The organism is Anaeromassilibacillus sp. An172 (genome assembly GCF_002160515.1).
Classification (GTDB): Bacteria; Bacillota; Clostridia; order Oscillospirales; family Acutalibacteraceae; genus Limousia; species Limousia pullorum.
Genome location: NZ_NFKS01000006.1, coordinates 69,614 through 87,148 on the forward strand (window position 1 = coordinate 69,614; position 17,535 = coordinate 87,148).

At 42.6% G+C, this 17,535-nt stretch carries 14 protein-coding genes; 12 read left to right on the forward strand and 2 right to left on the reverse strand.

The window, feature by feature from the left end:
- The first annotated feature begins 161 nt into the window (after positions 1-161).
- From B5F08_RS04445 to B5F08_RS04495, 11 genes are all read left to right on the forward strand, one after another.
- Positions 162-3,113 (forward strand): YfhO family protein, encoded by a 2,952-nt coding sequence (locus B5F08_RS04445; RefSeq protein WP_087376778.1) that lies wholly within the window; start codon positions 162-164, stop codon positions 3,111-3,113.
- 251 nt (positions 3,114-3,364) lie between these two features.
- Entirely contained in the window at positions 3,365-4,759 is a 1,395-nt protein-coding gene (gene rsxC, locus B5F08_RS04450) for an electron transport complex subunit RsxC (RefSeq protein ID WP_087376780.1), read from the forward strand.
- Entirely contained in the window at positions 4,749-5,705 is a 957-nt protein-coding gene (locus B5F08_RS04455; RefSeq protein ID WP_087376782.1) for an RnfABCDGE type electron transport complex subunit D, read from the forward strand. The genes rsxC and B5F08_RS04455 overlap by 11 nt, the downstream gene beginning before the upstream one ends.
- A complete protein-coding gene (locus B5F08_RS04460; protein ID WP_087376784.1) occupies positions 5,706-6,287 on the forward strand; it encodes an RnfABCDGE type electron transport complex subunit G in 582 nt (193 codons plus the stop codon).
- A 3-nt stretch (positions 6,288-6,290) separates the two neighbouring features.
- The gene (rsxE, locus tag B5F08_RS04465; RefSeq protein ID WP_087376786.1) at positions 6,291-6,986 is read left to right on the forward strand and encodes an electron transport complex subunit RsxE; all 696 of its coding nucleotides are present in this window, start codon (positions 6,291-6,293) and stop codon (positions 6,984-6,986) included.
- Positions 6,986-7,600 (forward strand): electron transport complex protein RnfA, encoded by a 615-nt coding sequence (locus B5F08_RS04470; RefSeq protein ID WP_087376788.1) that lies wholly within the window; start codon positions 6,986-6,988, stop codon positions 7,598-7,600. Before rsxE ends, B5F08_RS04470 begins: the two co-directional genes overlap by 1 nt.
- 43 nt (positions 7,601-7,643) lie before the next feature.
- A complete protein-coding gene (locus B5F08_RS04475; RefSeq protein ID WP_087376790.1) occupies positions 7,644-8,435 on the forward strand; it encodes an RnfABCDGE type electron transport complex subunit B in 792 nt (263 codons plus the stop codon).
- 161 nt (positions 8,436-8,596) lie between these two features.
- A complete protein-coding gene (locus B5F08_RS04480) occupies positions 8,597-9,565 on the forward strand; it encodes an ABC transporter ATP-binding protein (RefSeq protein ID WP_242968273.1) in 969 nt (322 codons plus the stop codon).
- Complete coding sequence (locus tag B5F08_RS04485) at positions 9,565-10,269, forward strand: ABC transporter permease subunit (RefSeq protein WP_087376794.1); 705 nt, start codon at positions 9,565-9,567, stop codon at positions 10,267-10,269. The genes B5F08_RS04480 and B5F08_RS04485 overlap by 1 nt, the downstream gene beginning before the upstream one ends.
- 13 nt (positions 10,270-10,282) lie before the next feature.
- The gene (locus tag B5F08_RS04490; RefSeq protein WP_087376796.1) at positions 10,283-11,704 is read left to right on the forward strand and encodes a Gldg family protein; all 1,422 of its coding nucleotides are present in this window, start codon (positions 10,283-10,285) and stop codon (positions 11,702-11,704) included.
- Positions 11,705-11,728: 24 nt separating this feature from the next.
- On the forward strand, positions 11,729-12,190 hold the full coding sequence (locus B5F08_RS04495) for a C-GCAxxG-C-C family protein (protein WP_087376798.1): 462 nt from the start codon (positions 11,729-11,731) through the stop codon (positions 12,188-12,190).
- A 51-nt stretch (positions 12,191-12,241) separates the two neighbouring features.
- Here the strand turns inward: B5F08_RS04495 and B5F08_RS04500 are convergent, their stop codons facing one another.
- Positions 12,242-13,087, reverse strand: a complete 846-nt coding sequence (locus tag B5F08_RS04500) for a DegV family protein (protein ID WP_087376800.1) — start codon at positions 13,085-13,087, stop codon at positions 12,242-12,244.
- A gap of 77 nt (positions 13,088-13,164) precedes the next feature.
- Positions 13,165-14,499, reverse strand: a complete 1,335-nt coding sequence (locus tag B5F08_RS04505) for an MATE family efflux transporter (protein WP_087376802.1) — start codon at positions 14,497-14,499, stop codon at positions 13,165-13,167.
- 261 nt (positions 14,500-14,760) lie between these two features.
- Here B5F08_RS04505 and B5F08_RS04510 point away from each other — a divergent pair, with 261 nt between their 5' ends.
- A complete protein-coding gene (locus B5F08_RS04510; protein WP_087376804.1) occupies positions 14,761-17,292 on the forward strand; it encodes an AMP-binding protein in 2,532 nt (843 codons plus the stop codon).
- Positions 17,293-17,535: the final 243 nt, after the last annotated feature.

Here is a 17,535-nt window from a genome sequence, read left to right on the forward strand (position 1 = left end):
TTAAAGAAACTTGTAAAAAGGTACAATTTTTTATGATGTTGGTTTTATCTCTTTACTTAAACTCACAAAAATGGTAAACTATATCCGTATATTTTTTACAGACGGAAGAAAAAATACAATAGTCTTTCGTTGATGCTATATTTTTTAAACGGAGGTAAATTATGACTGCAACCAGCAAGAGGTCTGATCTGAGAAAATTTTCCGGTCAGAAAAAAGAATCATTTTTGCATCGTCATAAGTATCTGCTCTGGTCTTTTTTGATACCATTTTTGATTATGGGAGTGGCGTTTGCCGTGGCGGGTATTGCGCCTTTTGGCAATAAGCAGATACTTGTAGTTGACCTGTGGCATCAGTATTATCCATTTTTGGTTAGCTTGCAGAACAAGCTTCAAAGCGGAGGTTCTCTGTTTTGGACTTGGGACGTGGGAATGGGTGTAAACTTCTTTGCACTTATGTCCTATTATCTGGCAAGTCCATTAAACTTTTTGACGGTGTTTATACCGCAAAGTATATTGACGGAGTTCCTTGCTTTTTCTGTTGTGTTTAAAATAGGAATTGCAGGCCTAAGCTTTGCAATCTTTTTAAGGTACACCTTTAAGATTAACAACTGGTCTTTGGTGATGTTTTCACCCATGTACGCCCTTTGTTCTTTCCTTATGGGTTATTACTGGAACGTAATCTGGCTTGACACTGTGGCAATTCTGCCCCTTGTTGTCACCGGCACAGTGGCTTTGATGAGAGAGGGAAAGTTTAAGCTTTACATAGTTTCCCTTGCCCTTTCAGTGCTTGCAAACTACTATATAGGACTTTTCACCTGTATATTTGTTTTGCTGTGCTATATAGGCTACAACATCTGCATGTGGGACGGCTTCAAGAAGTTTATGAAGCGTTTCGGAAGAATTGCACTTTCAACCTTAGTTGCTTTGGCAATAACAGCAATTCTCACATTGCCGGCATTTTTTGCTCTGCAAAATACCTATTCAACCACAAGCACTTTCCCGAAAACCTACGCCATAAATATAGGCGGTTCAAACGACCTTGAGGGAACACTTATTGCGATTCAAAAGGTTATTTCAAACAGCATAGCCTTTGTTGAACCCACCTCAAAAGAGGGACTTCCAAACATTTACTGCACATATGCGGCAATGTTCCTGGGACTTTTGAGTTTGCTTTCAGGAAAAATCAAGAAAAGAGAAAAAGTATTTAATGTATTTATGCTTGTTTTCTTTATAATGAGCTTTATTATAAGACAGCTGGACTATATATGGCACGGCTTCCATTTTACAAATATGCTTCCATACAGATTCAGCTTCCTTTTCAGCTTTGTACTTGTGACAATGGCATTTAGAGCATATTCACACATGGCGTTTTTCAATAAGTGGGATGTTATGCTTGCGGGAATTTTATCATTGATACCGATTATTCTCGCAATAGGCCTTCAGGAGACACTGCCCATAGTGCTTACCGTTGTGATTTTGGCAGCTTTGTTCATAATTGTATATCTTTTCACCACAAGAAAGATTTCAAGAAAAACCATGAACGGTATGCTGTCTATATTCCTTGTTGTTGAGTTTATAGCAAGCGCAGCATTGGGTATCAACGCTGTGGGAGTTACCACAAAGGACGGATATCCGAGAGAGGGCGAAAACGTTTCAAAGCTTTTAAATCAAATTGAGGAAAAAGAGTCAGGCACAAATGAATTTTTCAGAACAGAAATGACCACAACCCAGACTCTTAACGACGGAGCATTAAACGGATACAACGGAATTTCACTTTTTGATTCAATGGCAAATGTGAGCATAAGCTCATTTGCGGAAAACACAGGACTTACCGGAAGAAAATCCGGAAACAGATATTCCTACCGTGAAAGCTCACCTGTTACAAATCTTCTGTTTAACCTTAAATACCTTATTGCCCGTGACGGCAAGTACAATAATACATTGTACATGGAAGAGATTGCTCAGGAGGGCAATGTAAAGCTTATGGAGAACACAGCATATCTTCCTATCGGATTTATGGCAAATGAGGATATGCTGAAATACGAGGTTGACAAGACGGTGGACAATCCTATTGAAAATCAAAATGAGATTTTCTCCTATGCTACCGGAATTGACGAGGATGTTTTCACAATCCTTAATGTTGTAAGCCAGGGACATACAGACTATGCTGTTTTCCCGGTAAACAAGACCTCGGATTATAAATATTCTTTCTCAACAAATAACAGCGCAGTTGCGCCTCATCTCAAATACAATTACGAAATGCCGGAAGACGGTATGGTATGCTTCTATGCCAATATCACAAACGCCGACAGTCTTACTCTTTATGTAAATGACGAGAGTCAGGGTTCTTTTGATATAAGCAAGGCTTATGTTGCCTGCGGCGGAGTTTTCAATAAAGGCGATAAAATTTCCCTTTATGTTGACCTTGACGAGGGCGCAAGCGGAACTGCCACAGTTGTATGCGGATATTTCAACCGGGATGTTTTTGACGAGGGTTATGAAATTCTCAGCCAGAACACTTTGGAAACAACCGCATATACAGATTCTTCAATAGAGGGAACAATAACTGTTGACGAGGACGGCTTGTTCTACACATCAATTCCTTATGAAGAGGGCTGGAGAGCCTGGGTTGACGGAGAAGAGGTTGAAATAACTCCTGTAGGAAATGCAATGCTTGCATTCAGCCTTTCAGAGGGAACACACACGGTTAAGATGTCATTTATTCCAAAGGGCTTTTGGCCGGGACTGCTGATATTTATCGGCGGCGTGGCTGTGTTTATAATAATGTGCCTTGTGGCTTGGATTACCGGAAGAAAGAGAGATAAGGGACTTTACAAGACCTTTAACGACGAACAGACCGGATATCCGGACGACGAACAGGCTTTGATTGAAGCTCAGGAAAGAGAAGAGAGAAAACGCCTTGAGGAGCTGGAACGCAAGCGCAAAGAAAGAGAAGAGCGTATGCTTCAAGAGGGCGAGTATTACGGCGGCGAAGAAAATACAGAGCCTGCGGAGGAGCTTTCCGAAACCACCAAAAGGGTATTGGAGTACGAAGAAATGCAGGCGGCTGAGGACTCAAAAACCGAGGGCGGACAGGACAGTATACCGGAATAATACTTTAACAATTTAGGTCTTATCTTTTAAGCAAATGAAATAAAAAAATAAGCTTAGGGAAAGCCGAAATAAAAAGGACGGGCGTGCAGGAATGTACGTCTGTTTCTTTTTGTTATTATACTTTAAATCATTGAAAATAAAGGGGAAAAGTGATAAAATAAAGGTAATTTTTCGTGTGTTTGTGTTAAGTAAAACACAGGCGGATGAAAAAGGATGAAAAGAAATGTTCACAAAATCGGAGGTAATCTGAAATGAAAAACGTAAGTCTTACCTTTCCGGTGCGGCCGTTTTCAACAAGGGGCGGAGCGAAAGTTCCACACCGAAAGAATACAGCCGCTATGGAAACTGTTGTGATGCCTGCGCCGAAAGAAGTGATAATACCTATGTCACAGCATATAGGCGCTCCCTGCAATGTTATTGTAAGACCCGGCGACCATGTGGACGTTGGTCAGTCTATCGGAGAAAACGACAGCTTCGTAACTGCACCAATACACGCAAGTGTGTCCGGAACTGTTAAAAAAATAATAGATCTTAAAATGCCTAATGGCTCTAAGGTTAAAGCTGTGGTGATAGAGTCAGACGGAAAGATGACAAAATCACCTTACGCAGTACCACCTGCCGCAGAAACAAAGGAACAGCTTTTGCTTGCCATAAAGAGAAGCGGCTTGGTAGGCTTGGGCGGAGCGGGATTTCCTGCCCATGTAAAGCTGAGTATTCCACAGGATAAAAAAATTGATACCCTTATTATAAACGGTGCGGAGTGCGAACCCTACATCACATCCGACCACAGGGAAATACTTGAAAATTCATGGGATATACTCTCAGGAATTAAGATTGTAAAGGACCTTTTGAACGTACACCGTGTAATTATCGGAATTGAAAGCAACAAGCCGGACGCTATAAAGGTGCTTTCCCAGATTGCGGACAATGAAGCCGCAGACCCGGACGATGAGGTTAGAATATTAACACTTAAATCCTCTTACCCACAGGGTGCAGAGAAAGTTTTAATAAGAGCCTGTACCGGAAGAAAAGTACCTGCCGGAAAGCTTCCTGCGGACGTTGGCTGTGTTGTTATGAATGTAACCTCCGTTGCGTTTATTGCAAAGTATCTTAAAACAGGTATTCCCCTTGTTTCAAAGAGAATTACAGTTGACGGAAGCGCAATAAAAGAGCCTAAAAATGTTATAGTTCCTTTGGGTACACCTATTAAGGACGTTATTGAGTTCTGCGGAGGCTATAAGTGCGAGCCTAAGAAAATTTTGATGGGCGGCCCTATGATGGGTATTGCTTTGACAGACGACAGTATGCCTGTTTTAAAGCAGAACAACGCAATTTTGGCTTTTGACGAAAAGGACGCAAAGCTTGCAGAGGAAACCGACTGCATACGCTGCGGAAAATGTCTTAAAAGCTGTCCTATGTCTTTGATGCCCGAGGCTATTGCCGGCTGTGTAAAGCTTAAAGACGTTAAGGGACTGGAAAAGCTCAATGTTATGACCTGTATGGAGTGCGGAAGCTGCGCCTTTAACTGTCCTGCTCACAAGCACCTTGTGCAGACCATAAGAGAGGGCAAGGCGATGGTGAGAGCCGAAGCTATGAAAAAAGCCGAAGAACAGAAGAAAGAGGAGGCAAAGAAGAATGAACAGTAATATGTATGTTTCCGCTTCCCCTCATCTGAGAAGTGGCATTTCCACCACATCGATTATGAGGGATGTTGTTATAGCCCTTTTGCCCTCAGTTGTTGCCGGAAGTATTATTTTCGGTGTAAGAGCATTGCTCATTGTGGCTCTTACAGTGGCTTCCTGTGTTGTTTCCGAGTATATTTCAAGAAAGGTAATGAAGAGAAACAACACAATAGGTGACTTGTCCGCAGTTGTCACAGGCGTTTTGCTGGGACTTAACTATCCGGTGGGAATTAACCCGGTTATGGCTGTGTTCGGCGGAGTTGTAGCAATAGTTGTGGTAAAGCAGATGTTCGGCGGAATAGGTCAGAACTTTGTAAACCCTGCATTGGCTGCAAGAATTATTCTCCTTGTTTCTTTCCCGACAGATATGACCACATGGGCATCTCCTTTCTACTATACACAGGGAGCTGTTGACGCAGTTACAAGCGCAACACCTTTGGCTCAGAACGCCGCAGGAACCTTCAGCGGTTCTTATCTTGATTTGTTTTTGGGAAATGTGGGAGGCTGTATCGGTGAAACCTGTGCCCTTGCAATTCTCGTAGGTGGAATTTACCTTATTGCAAGAAAGGTTATAAGCCCTATAATCCCTGTTACATATATAGCCACAGTTTTTGTTTTGGCTTTTGTTATGGGTCAGGACCCACTGTTCCATGTACTCAGCGGCGGTGTTATGCTTGGAGCGTTTTTCATGGCTACCGACTACACAACCTCACCTATAACCTCAAAGGGAAAGGTTATTTTCGCTATGGGCTGCGGACTTATGACAATGCTCATAAGAGTTTACGCAAACCTGCCGGAGGGAGTTTCCTTCTCTATTGTGCTTATGAATATACTTGTTCCTCACATTGAAAACCTCACAAGACCAAAGGCTTTCGGTGAGATAAAGAAAAAAATAAAGGGGGATAAGTAAATGAAAAATTCAAGACTTAAAGAAATCCTTATCCCTACAGTTTCGCTTTTTGTAATCTGTCTTTGCGTTACAGCTTTACTTGCCGTGACAAATGCGGTTACAAAGGACGCCATTGCCTACCAGCAGGAGCTTTCCGCCGCAGAGTCAAGACAGGCGGTATGTCCCGATGCTGTGGACTTTGAAAAGGTTGAGTACGATGTTCAGGGCGTTGAATGTTACAAGGCTTTGGACGAAAGCGGAAACCTTATAGGCTATGCCATTTCATCTGCTTCCCGTGGATACGGCGGAGATGTCAAGGTTATGACCGGAGTAAACGCAGAGGACGGCTCTGTAATCGCCATAAATGTTTATGACAACTCAGGAGAAACCCCGGGTCTTGGCGTAAATACTTCCGGTGAGAAGTTTACTTCCCAGTTTGCGGGACTTTCCTCAGGTACGGGAGTTACAGTTGACAAGGACGCAGGAAAAAATCCTGACAGCGTGGCTGTTGACTCTGTAACAGGTGCAACTATCTCATCCCGTGCGGTTACAAATGCGGTAAATCAGGCTTTTGAAGCCTACAATGCGGTAAAGGAGGGGTAATTTATGGAAAAGAAATCACTTTTTAAGGAATTTTCCAAAGGAATAATCAAAGAAAACCCCGTTTTGTGTCTTGTTTTGGGAACCTGCCCAACCTTGGCGGTAACAACCTCGGCTTCAAACGCTATAGGAATGGGCGTTGCCGCAACTGCGGTTTTGGTTTGCTCAAATATGGTTATCTCACTTTTGAGAAAGGTAATACCGGGAAAGGTAAGAATTCCCGCATACATAACAATAATCGCAGGCTTTGTTACTATAGTTCAAATGCTTGTGCAGGCTTTTGCCCCTGCAATAAACGACAGCTTGGGAATTTATCTTCCGCTTATAGTTGTTAACTGCATTATTTTGGGAAGAGCCGAAATGTTTGCAAGTAAAAACAAGGTTATCCCATCAATGCTTGACGGTTTGGGAATGGGCGTAGGCTTTACCGCCGCAATGCTTCTTATGGGTATGATAAGAGAGCTTTTCGGCGCAGGCTCATTGTTCGGAATACCGATACTTTCAAACTTCATGTCACCGGTAATCGCCTTTATTCTTCCTCCGGGAGGATTTTTCGTGTTCGGTATGCTTATCGCCCTTGCAAATAAGCTCAACGGCGGAAAGGGCAAAGCACCGGAAGAGGTTGGCTGTGCCGGATGTCCTATGAAAAACAGATGTCAGAATATCAAAGACGGCTGTAAAACAAAGGAGGGTGAAGCATAATGGGAACAGTACAGAGTCTTGTAAGCGTTTTCCTTGCGGCTATCCTTACGGAAAACTATGTATTAAGTAAATTTTTGGGTATCTGCCCATTTTTGGGAGTTTCCAAAAAGGTAAACACAGCTTTGGGCATGAGCTGTGCGGTAACATTCGTTATGGTGCTTGCCACAGCGGTAACATGGCCTATATATACAGGAATACTTGTGCCTAACAATCTGGCTTACCTACAAACAATCGTGTTTATTTTGGTTATTGCAGGTCTTGTACAGCTGGTTGAAATTGCACTTAAAAAATATATGCCTCCTCTTTACAATTCACTTGGAATTTATCTGCCACTTATAACCACAAACTGTGCGGTTTTGGGCGTTACCATGCTGGTTTTGGAAAAAGCCGCCGCAGACGTTACATACGGTTACGGTCATGCGCTGGTAAACGCTTTCGGTGCAGGTATAGGATTTTTGGTTGCAATGGTTATGTTTGCAGGCGTAAGACAAAGACTTGAAACCTGCGACATACCGAAAAGTCTTAAAGGACTTCCCATAACACTTGTTGCGGCTTCCCTTACCTCTTTGAGCTTTTTGGGATTTTCGGGACTTGTTGAAGGTCTTATGGGCTGATTGCCAAAAAACAGATGATAATTGATTGTAAGGAGAAATTGATATGAACGAGATTTTAATTGCGGTTTTAATTGTAGCCGCAATGGGTTTGATAATCGGACTTATCCTTGCCGTGGCTTCTGTTATTATGGCTGTGCCAAAGGACGAAAAGGCAGAGGCTGTTTTGGAGGTTTTGCCGGGAGCTAACTGCGGCGCCTGCGGATATTCAGGATGCTCAGGATATGCAAAGGCACTTGCCCACGGAGAAGCCCAGCCGGGACTTTGCTCACCGGGCGGCGAGGAATGCGTAAAGGCTATAGCCAAGGTTTTGGGAGTTGAAGCCGGCGCAATAGAGAGAAAAACCGCTGTTGTAAAATGCGACGGAACAGGGGAAAACTCACCTCTTAAAATGGAGTATCAGGGAATAACCACCTGTGCCGCTGCAGCCGCTCTTCACGGAGGAACAAAAAACTGCTCTTACGGCTGTATAGGCTTCGGCGACTGTGTAAATGTCTGCGAATACGACGCAATAGCTGTTGAGGACAATGTGGCAAGAATAAATCCCGCAAAGTGCAAAAGCTGCGGAATGTGCGTAAAGACCTGCCCCAAGCACCTCATCTCCATTGTACCCCTTAAAAAGCAGGCTGTGGTTATGTGCAGCAACTGCGACAAGGGAGCCGCTGCAACTGCGGCATGCAGAACAGCCTGCATAGCCTGCATGAAGTGCGCTAAAACCTGTCCTGTTGGAGCTATAAAAATAGAAAATTTACATGCTGTTGTAAACCCTCAGCTTTGTACAGGATGCGGAGAGTGCGCAAAGGTATGTCCAAAGAACTGTATCGGCATGATGCAGTGACAATACAGGTGAAATAATTATGAATTTTTGTGAATAATAATTGATTTTTCACAAAAAGAATGAAAATTCCCCGGTGTTTGCAGTATAATTATACAATCCGGGGATTTTTCCCTGTTTATAAGAAAATATACGGAGTACAGGAGTGAGTAAAGTTGATAGAAGTGTCAAAATTGTCCAAGGCGTACGGAAAGCTTAACGCCATACAGGACATAAGCTTCACCGTGGACGAAGGCGAAATACTGGGACTTTTGGGTCCTAACGGCGCCGGAAAATCCACAACAATGAATATTATTACAGGTTATCTTGGGAAAACCTCGGGAAAGGTTACAATAGACGGTATTGAAGTTTCCGAAAAGCCTAAGGAGGCAAAAAAGAAGGTGGGTTACCTTCCGGAAATTCCACCGCTCTATACGGATATGACCGTTGAGAAATTTTTGGGCTTTGTCTTTGATTTGAAAGGCATAGAGCTTCCAAAAAAGGAACACATTGCTGAGATTATGAAAACCGCAGGCATCTCAAATGTTTCCGGCAGAATAATAAAGAACCTTTCCAAAGGTTACAAACAGCGTGTGGGATTTGCTCAGGCATTGCTGGGATATCCGCCTGTTTTGGTTTTGGACGAGCCTACAGTTGGACTTGACCCAAATCAGATAATTGAATTCAGAAAGCTCATAAAAAGTCTGGGAAAGAAGCACACAATTATTTTTTCATCCCATATTCTTTCTGAGGTTTCTGAAATCTGCGACAGAATAGTTGTTATTTCGCAGGGAAAGGTTGTCACCGACGAGAAAACCTCAGACCTTGCTCAGAAGTTCTCAGGTGCGCCTAAGATTGTTGTTGATATTCAGGGCCCAAGCGCAGAGGTTTGTCAGGCTTTAAGAGAAATAGAGGGCGTTTTGAAAACAGAGCTTATCTCCGAGGAAAACGGAGAGGTTAAGATAAGAATTACCCATAAGTCAAATATAGATATCCGTCAAAACATATTTACTGTTATGGCGGCTAAGAATTATCCGATTTTGGAAATGGGCAAAGTAGAGCTTAGTTTGGAAGAGCTTTATCTCCAGCTTACCGCTTCTTCCGAAAATTCTCAGAACAACACAGAAAAAACGGGAAAGAGAGGTAAGAAATAATGGCTGCTGTACTTAAAAGAGAGCTTGGCTCTTATTTTCGTTCCCCAATCGGATATACAATAATAGCGATTTTTTATTTCTTTGCAAATATATTCTTTAACATGTATTGCCTGAGCTATAATTCCGGCAATATGAGCTCAGTGTTTAAGAATACATTTTTGATTGTACTTTTTATAATCCCTATAATCACAATGAAAACATTCAGCGAGGACAAAAAGCTGGGAACAGATAAACTGCTTTTGACTTCTCCTGTGTCAACCGGACGAATTGTTTTCGGAAAATATTTAAGCGCAATGATTATTTATGTAATCTGCCTTTTGATTTTTGTGGTTCACGGACTTATCATTGAATACTTTTCTACAGCTCAGTGGTCTGTAATTTTGTGTACGGTTTTGGGACTTGCCCTTATGGGTTCTGCAATAATATCCATAGGTCTTTTCATTTCCTCACTTACAGAAAGCCAGGTTATAGCCTGTGTGGGAACTCTGGGCGTTGGATTTTTCCTTTACATAATGGACGTGCTTGCAAATTTGGCAAATAATGCTATTGTATCCTATGTTGTAGGCGTGTTCACCTTTATTCAGCGTTTTTCAAACTTTACTTTGGGTATATTCAACCCTGCCGATGTTTTGTATTTCCTCAGTGTAACATGTTTGTTCCTCTGGTTTACAATGAAGTCTTTCGGCAAAAACAGCAGAAGTTAAGGAGGCGTGAACAGTGAAAAAGAAAAAATTATCTTCAGTAATTTTTACGCTCCTGCTTATTGTTGTTTTAATAGGCGTAAATATCGGAGCGTCAGCCTTGGTTGATAAGTATCCGTCACTTCAGGTGGATTTCACCGTAGGTAAAAACTTTGAGCTTTCCTCAGAGATGGAGGAATACCTTGATACAGTTGAAACAGATGTAAAGTTTACTGTATTGATGACAGAGGAAGCCTTTGAAAACAGCGGCTCCTATTACATGCAGATAAACACTCTTCTCAAGAAGATGGCTCTTTACAACGAACATATCACAGTGGAATATGTTGACTTGAACAACACTCCTACCTTTTCCGAGAACTACGACAAGATAAACTGGGATGATACAACAGAATATCTCATGCTTGTTGAAAGCGGCGAAAATTATCTTATTTTGGATATGGACGATGTTTTTGAATCAGGCGTTGACTATTCAACATTGTCAAAATACATCACCGCTTCAAAGTTTGAGCAGGCAGCAGCAACCGCAATATTCAATGTGACAACCACTGAAAAGCCAAAGGTTGTGTTCCTCAAGGACGTAGGTGAGGGTGATTACAGCGGCCTCTCAACACTTTTGCAAAACAACGCATTTGAGGTTGAGGAAATAAACCTTACCACAACTGAAATTCCTGAGGATGCAGATTTTGTTGTGCTGTTTGCTCCTTCAGTTGACCTTACCGATGCGGCAAAGGACAGACTTTACACATATCTTGACGATGGCAGACAGGACGGCGCAAACTTTATCTACATGCCAAGCTATGAAGAGGTTGACTGTCCGAATATCGACAGTATTCTTGAACACTACAGCCTTTCTATAGGTTCAGGAATTGTTTTTGAAACAGATTCATCATATCTTATATCCTCAGAAAGTCTGTACCTTACTTTGGTTGACTACAACGGCAAAATTTTCATGGATGGACTTGCAAACGACAATGTTCCTGTAATCTTCCCTTATGCAAGACCTGTTGAAATAATCGAAGAGTCAGAGAGCGTACAGGGAATGCTTTATTCCTCAACAAGCGCAGGAATTTACCCGTTTGACGCCAGCGAGGACTTTAACTACGAGGATGTTCTCACAGAAGAGGAAATCCCTGTAGCGGTTATCAGCAGTTTGGAAAATTCAAACACAATAGTTTTCGGTTCCTGCGACGCTTTTGCAGAGGCACTCCTCAACAACGGAAGCTACAACAACGGCCCTTACTTTGTAAACGTGTTTAACACTCTGGCTGAAAAATCTTCACCTGATATTGTTATTGAGAGCAAGTCTTTCAGCGCATACGGTTTGGGACTTACAAGCTATTCACAGGTTGAAGTTCTTTCATTTATTCTCAGATTTGTGGCTCCTGCATTGATATTGGTTGCCGGTATCGTTGTGTTTATCAGAAGGAGAAACAAATAATCTTTTTAACGTGAGGCGGTTTAAATGAGCGATAAGGGTAAATTGGCAAGAGAAAATTTTAACAGCGGATGTAACTGCGCTCAGTCTGTGGCGGTAACTTTCTGCGAGGAATGTGGGTTTGACCGTGAAACCATGATGAAGCTTTCCTGCTCTTTCGGTGCGGGAATGGGCAGACTCCGTGAGGTTTGCGGAGCGGTCAGCGGTATGCTTTTGGTTGCGGGAATGCTTTATGCTTCCGATGACCCGACAGATGACGACGCAAAAGCCCAGCATTACGAGAGGGTTCAGGAACTGGCTTTTAAGTTTAAAGAAAAGCACGGAACTTTTATCTGCCGTGAGCTTCTTGGTCTTGACATTGACGGAGCCGACGACCCAACACCCTCCAAGCGCACAGAAGAATATTATCAGACACGCCCCTGCGGAGATTTCATAGAGGAAGGCGCAAATATTCTTATGGATTATATAAATAAACATCCTTATAAATAAAACAAAAACGGGAATTGCACAGTGAAAATGCAATTCCCGTTTCTTTTTTAATTATTTTCTGATAAACAAAATACCCAAAGTATTTGGACCGCAGTGGGTTGTTATGGTACAGCCGGCTGTGGTTTCAAGAAACTCCCCGAAATCAGGGCATATCTCTCTAACTTTTTCCTCAACAGCTTTTATAACCGCAGGGTCACATTTTGTGTGGGTTATAAATATCCTTGTTTTGTCTATGTCATCTCTTCCGGTAAGTCTTTCGGTCACATAATCAATAATAACCTTTTCAAACTTTCCTCTGTATTTTTTGCCCACATCCATTTTGCCGTCTATAACCTCTATGCAGGGTTTAAGTCTTAAAAGATTTGCGCCCAAAGCGGAAACGGCAGAGCATCTTCCGCCCTTGTAGAGATAATTAAGACTGTCTATAACAAAGCTTGCCTCTACCTTTTTTGCAAGCTTTGTGCAGTGCTCGAAAATTTCCTTTGCATCGTGTCCCTTTTGAGCCATCTCAGCGCCGTGAAGCACCAAAAGTCCCTGACCGGTGGAAAGATTTCTTGAATCCACAACAAACACGTTGTTAAAATTCTGTGCCGCAATGCAGGCGTTTTGATATGTGCTGGAAAACTCACTGCTTATTGTAAAATGTACAATGCTGTATCCATGGTCATGCCAGTACTTAAAAACCTCGGCGTAGTCTGCAACATTTACTGCGCTGGTGGTGGGGAGCTTTCCCGTATTTGCCACATAATCATAAATGTCGTCCGGAGTAATGTCTATTCCGTCCTTGCCGCTTTTCCCGTTCATAGTTACAAAAAGAGGGGTTACGGCTATGTCGTACTTTTTCAGAAGCTCCGGTGAAAGGTCACAGGTGCTGTCGGAAATGATTTTTACATTCATCAAATTTTACCTCCCATGTGAAAACTTTCTTTCAATCCCGCAAGAACAATTATATTATAACTCTTTAACTTTAGTTATTACAAGGGATTTTTGGACATTTTTCTTTGTATAAAATAATAAGACAAAATACCCGTTATATCGGCTAAAATCCAGCCTATTGGAACTGACCACCATATGCCGAAAACTCCGATTTGAGGAATTGCGGAAAGTCCATAGGCGAGAACTACACGGCTTCCCAGTGAAATCACGGTGAGAACCACTGACATTCCCGGCTTTCCTATTGCACGGAAAAGTCCGTACAGCAGGAACAAAACGCCTATTCCTATATAGAAAGCGCCCTCAATCCTCAGATAATCAACGCCGCAGGAGATTATATCGATTTCAGAATAGTCGATAAACAATCCCATAAGCTGAGGTGCAAAGATAAATATGCAAAGTGAAACAATGATACAGAAAACAGTAACGGAAATCAAGGCGGTTTTTATACCGCTTTTTATTCTGTCGTTTTTCTTTGCGCCGTAGTTTTGGGCTATAAATGTGGAAAATGCGTTTCCGAAGTCCTGAACAGGCATGTATGCAAAGGCGTCGATTTTCACTGCGGCGGCAAAAGCTGCCATAACCACACTTCCGAAGCTATTTACAAGACCTTGAACCATAAGTATTCCGAAATTCATAACCGACTGCTGAACGCAGGTTAAAAATGAAAATCCGGCAACCTCTTTTATGCTGCCAAAGGTAAAAGAAAACTTTTTTCTAAGGAAAGGATATTTCAAAAGGGCGTAAACTCCTATTCCTATTCCTGAAACATACTGGGCAATAACTGTAGCCCAGGCGGCTCCGGCAACGCCAAACTTGAAAACCGCCACAAAAAGCAGGTCAAGTCCGATATTTAAAACTGCGGAAATTCCCAGATAAATAAGCGGAACCACGGAATTTCCCACGGAACGCAAAAGACAGGAAAAGAAATTATACAGGAAAGTGGCGGCAATGCCCCAGAATATGACCACCAGATATTCCCTCATCAAAGCTATGGTATCGGACGGAACCTGTAGAAAAATAAGAATTTCGTCGATAAAAAGAAAAACCAATGCGTTTAAAACAACCGTTACAACAGCGATTAAGAAAAAAGCTCCGTGAACGCTGTTTTGAAAACCTTTTTCGTCACGCTGTCCGAATTTTATTGAAAACAAAGCGCCGCTTCCCATGCAAAGACCCAGCAAAACCGAGGTTATAAACGTCATAAGAGTAAAGGAGGAACCGACCGCCCCGAGAGCGTTGGAGCCTAAAACTCGTCCGACAATAAGTGTGTCGGCTATATTGTAGCACTGCTGTAAAAGATTGCCCAAAATCATAGGCAGAGCGAAAAGAAACATGGTTTTCAGCACAGGGCCTTTTGTAAGGTCTTTTTCCATACAAACACTCCCAAATCCATTTTATTACAAAATATTATAACAAGCTGTTAAAAGACTGTCAATTTGTGGTTTTAGTTTTAATCTAACATAATGCACAAAAACTATTGACAAAAATTTGCTAAATTGATATTATATGTGTATAATGGGAAATTTTCGTAAGGTAAAACGTTCTTGCTTTAAGACGTTACAATATAAAATTTCTTTGTTTTATATTTTGGAAAAATAAAATAGGGATAAAAAATTATGAAAGGGTAGTTGTTTATGAAGCTTGCATTTTCCACAGTTGGATGTCCTGACTATAACTGGACTGAAATATATTCAATGGCAAAAGACTTGGGCTTTCAGGGTATTGAAATGAGAGTTACCGGGGGAGAATATTTTTCTCTTCATGCCCGCCCTTTTAAGGCTGAAAATATTGAAAGCACTTTAAGCGATTTGAAGAAAAGACATCTTGAAATACCCTGTCTTTCTTCAAACTGCAGTTTGAAATATAAAGAAAAAACCGAAGAAAACATAATGAAGCTTATGGAGTACATAGAGCTTGCCTACAAGCTGGGAACTCCATACATAAGAATACTCGCCGACGAGCACGCAAAAGAAGAGGGAGAAGTGGACGACAACCATGTAATTGAAGTCCTCAAAAAGCTTATGCCGTTTGCAGAGGTTAAAAACGTAACTCTCCTTGTGGAAACAAACGGAGTTTACGCAGACACCTCAAGACTTAAAAATCTTTTGGACAGTGTTCCCAGCGACAATATAGGTGCTCTCTGGGATATCCACCACCCATACCGTTTTAAAAATGAACAGCCAGAGGAAACCATAAGAAATCTGGGCGCATATGTAAAATATGTACATGTTAAGGACTCCGTTATGGACGGGGACAAGGTTTCCTATCGTCTTATGGGCGAGGGCGATATTCCATTTGAAAAAGCTTGGAAGTCCCTTGAGTCAATAAACTATGAGGGTTATATTTCCTTTGAGTGGGTTAGAAACTATGCTCCGGATTTGGAAAACGCCGGCGTTGTGTTCCCTCATTTCATCCACTACATGAGCCAGTATATCTCCCAGGCAGAGCTTACCGGCAGACTTTACGACAACGCAAGAAAAACAGGTAAATACGTATGGCCAAAGGAACACCTTATCGACCTTACATTCCCTCAGGTGCTTGACAGAATGGCTGAGGAATTCCCTGACCAGCAGGCCTTTAAATATTACGAGCTGGACTATGACAGAACCTACAGCCAGTTCCGTGACGATGTTGACACCTTTGCCCGTTCACTTATCGCTCTGGGCGTAAAGCCGGGCGACCATGTTGCAATCTGGGCTACAAATATCCCACAGTGGTACATTACCTTCTGGGCAACCACAAAAATAGGCGCAGTTTTGGTTACTGTAAACACCGCCTATAAAATCCACGAGGCAGAATTTTTGCTCCGTCAGTCCGATACCCACACCCTTGTTATGATCGACGGCTACAAGGATTCCAATTATTCTGAGATTATCGGCGAGCTTTGCCCCGAGCTTAAAACAGCCAACAAATACAGACCTCTCTTTATGAAGCGTCTGCCGTTCCTGAGAAATATTATCACCTGCGGCTTTGAAAAAGAGGGCTGCTACACCTGGGAAGAAGCCATAGAGCTTTCAAACCATGTGCCTATTGAAGAGGTTTACCGCCGTGCTTCCGCAGTTGACAAGGACGACGTATGCAACATGCAGTACACCTCCGGTACAACAGGTTTCCCTAAGGGCGTAATGCTCACCCACTATAATGTTGTAAACAACGGAAAGGCAATAGGCGACTGCATGGACTTGTCCACCGCCGACCGTCTTATGATACAGGTTCCTATGTTCCACTGCTTCGGAATGGTTCTCGCCATGACCGCATCCATGACCCACGGAACCACAATGTGTCCGATAACTGCATTTTCACCGAGAAAGGGACTTGCCTGCATAACTCAGGAGAAAATCACCGCATTCCACGGTGTTCCCACCATGTTTATCGCCATGCTGGGACATCCTGACTTTGAGAAAACAGACTTCTCTCATATGCGCACAGGAATTATGGCAGGAAGCCCATGTCCGATAAAGGTTATGGAGGACGTTATAAACAAAATGCACATGAATGAAATCTGCATAACCTACGGACAGACGGAAGCTTCCCCAGCCTGCACCATGAGTAAAACTACAGACACCATAGAAACAAGAGTTGCCACAGTAGGCGGAAACATATTCGGCGTTGAATGTAAAATTGTTGACCCTGAAACAGGCGAGGACTTGCCTGTAAATGTGGACGGCGAGTTTGTTGCCCGTGGCTACAACATAATGAAAGGCTACTACAAAATGCCGGAAGCCACAGCTGCGGCAATCGACAAGGACGGATGGCTCCACACCGGCGACATGGCACGCATGGACGAAAACGGCAACTACAAAATAACCGGACGAATCAAAGACATGATTATCCGTGGAGGAGAGAACATCTATCCAAAGGAGATAGAGGACTTCATATACACACATCCAAAGGTTAAAGACGTACAGGTAATCGGAGTTCCTGACAAGGATTACGGCGAGGAAATCATGGCATGCGTTATCCTCAAAGAGGGCGAAACCTCCACAGAGGAAGAGATAAAAGAGTACGTTGCCTCCCACATGGCAAAGCACAAAACACCACGTTATGTTGACTTTGTTGACTCCTTTATGATGAACGCCGCAGGAAAAATCCTGAAATACAAAATGCGTGAGGAAGCTGTCAAGAAATTAGGACTCCAGCAAGCCGCCTCCATCGAAACCGCATAATTTATATCCGTTTTTTATATCCGCCTTGCAAGGGTTTAGCTTGGAAATAAACTTCGTTACAAGGCGGGCGAGACGTTTTGTTAAGTGACTTAGAGTGGTTCGCTCTCATTTAAGCTTTCTATTTCCGACCTGCATAGTTTTCATCTAATCCTTATGTTCTGCACAGGTCAGGCGAGTTTTTTGTTTCCGCCTTGCAGGGGTTTAGCTTGGAAATAGACTTCGTTACAAGGCGGGCGAGACGTT

Bases quoted from the DNA above. Each gene is read 5' to 3' on its own strand.
- rsxE (WP_087376786.1), top strand. From the start codon at position 6,291: ATGGAAAAGAAATCACTTTTTAAGGAATTTTCCAAAGGAATAATCAAA.
- B5F08_RS04445 (WP_087376778.1), top strand. From the start codon at position 162: ATGACTGCAACCAGCAAGAGGTCTGATCTGAGAAAATTTTCCGGTCAG.
- B5F08_RS04475 (WP_087376790.1), top strand. From the start codon at position 7,644: ATGAACGAGATTTTAATTGCGGTTTTAATTGTAGCCGCAATGGGTTTG.
- B5F08_RS04495 (WP_087376798.1), top strand. From the start codon at position 11,729: ATGAGCGATAAGGGTAAATTGGCAAGAGAAAATTTTAACAGCGGATGT.
- B5F08_RS04470 (WP_087376788.1), top strand. From the start codon at position 6,986: ATGGGAACAGTACAGAGTCTTGTAAGCGTTTTCCTTGCGGCTATCCTT.
- B5F08_RS04460 (WP_087376784.1), top strand. From the start codon at position 5,706: ATGAAAAATTCAAGACTTAAAGAAATCCTTATCCCTACAGTTTCGCTT.
- B5F08_RS04455 (WP_087376782.1), top strand. From the start codon at position 4,749: ATGAACAGTAATATGTATGTTTCCGCTTCCCCTCATCTGAGAAGTGGC.
- B5F08_RS04485 (WP_087376794.1), top strand. From the start codon at position 9,565: ATGGCTGCTGTACTTAAAAGAGAGCTTGGCTCTTATTTTCGTTCCCCA.
- B5F08_RS04510 (WP_087376804.1), top strand. From the start codon at position 14,761: ATGAAGCTTGCATTTTCCACAGTTGGATGTCCTGACTATAACTGGACT.
- rsxC (WP_087376780.1), top strand. From the start codon at position 3,365: ATGAAAAACGTAAGTCTTACCTTTCCGGTGCGGCCGTTTTCAACAAGG.
- B5F08_RS04505 (WP_087376802.1), bottom strand. From the start codon at position 14,499: ATGGAAAAAGACCTTACAAAAGGCCCTGTGCTGAAAACCATGTTTCTT.
- B5F08_RS04500 (WP_087376800.1), bottom strand. From the start codon at position 13,087: ATGAATGTAAAAATCATTTCCGACAGCACCTGTGACCTTTCACCGGAG.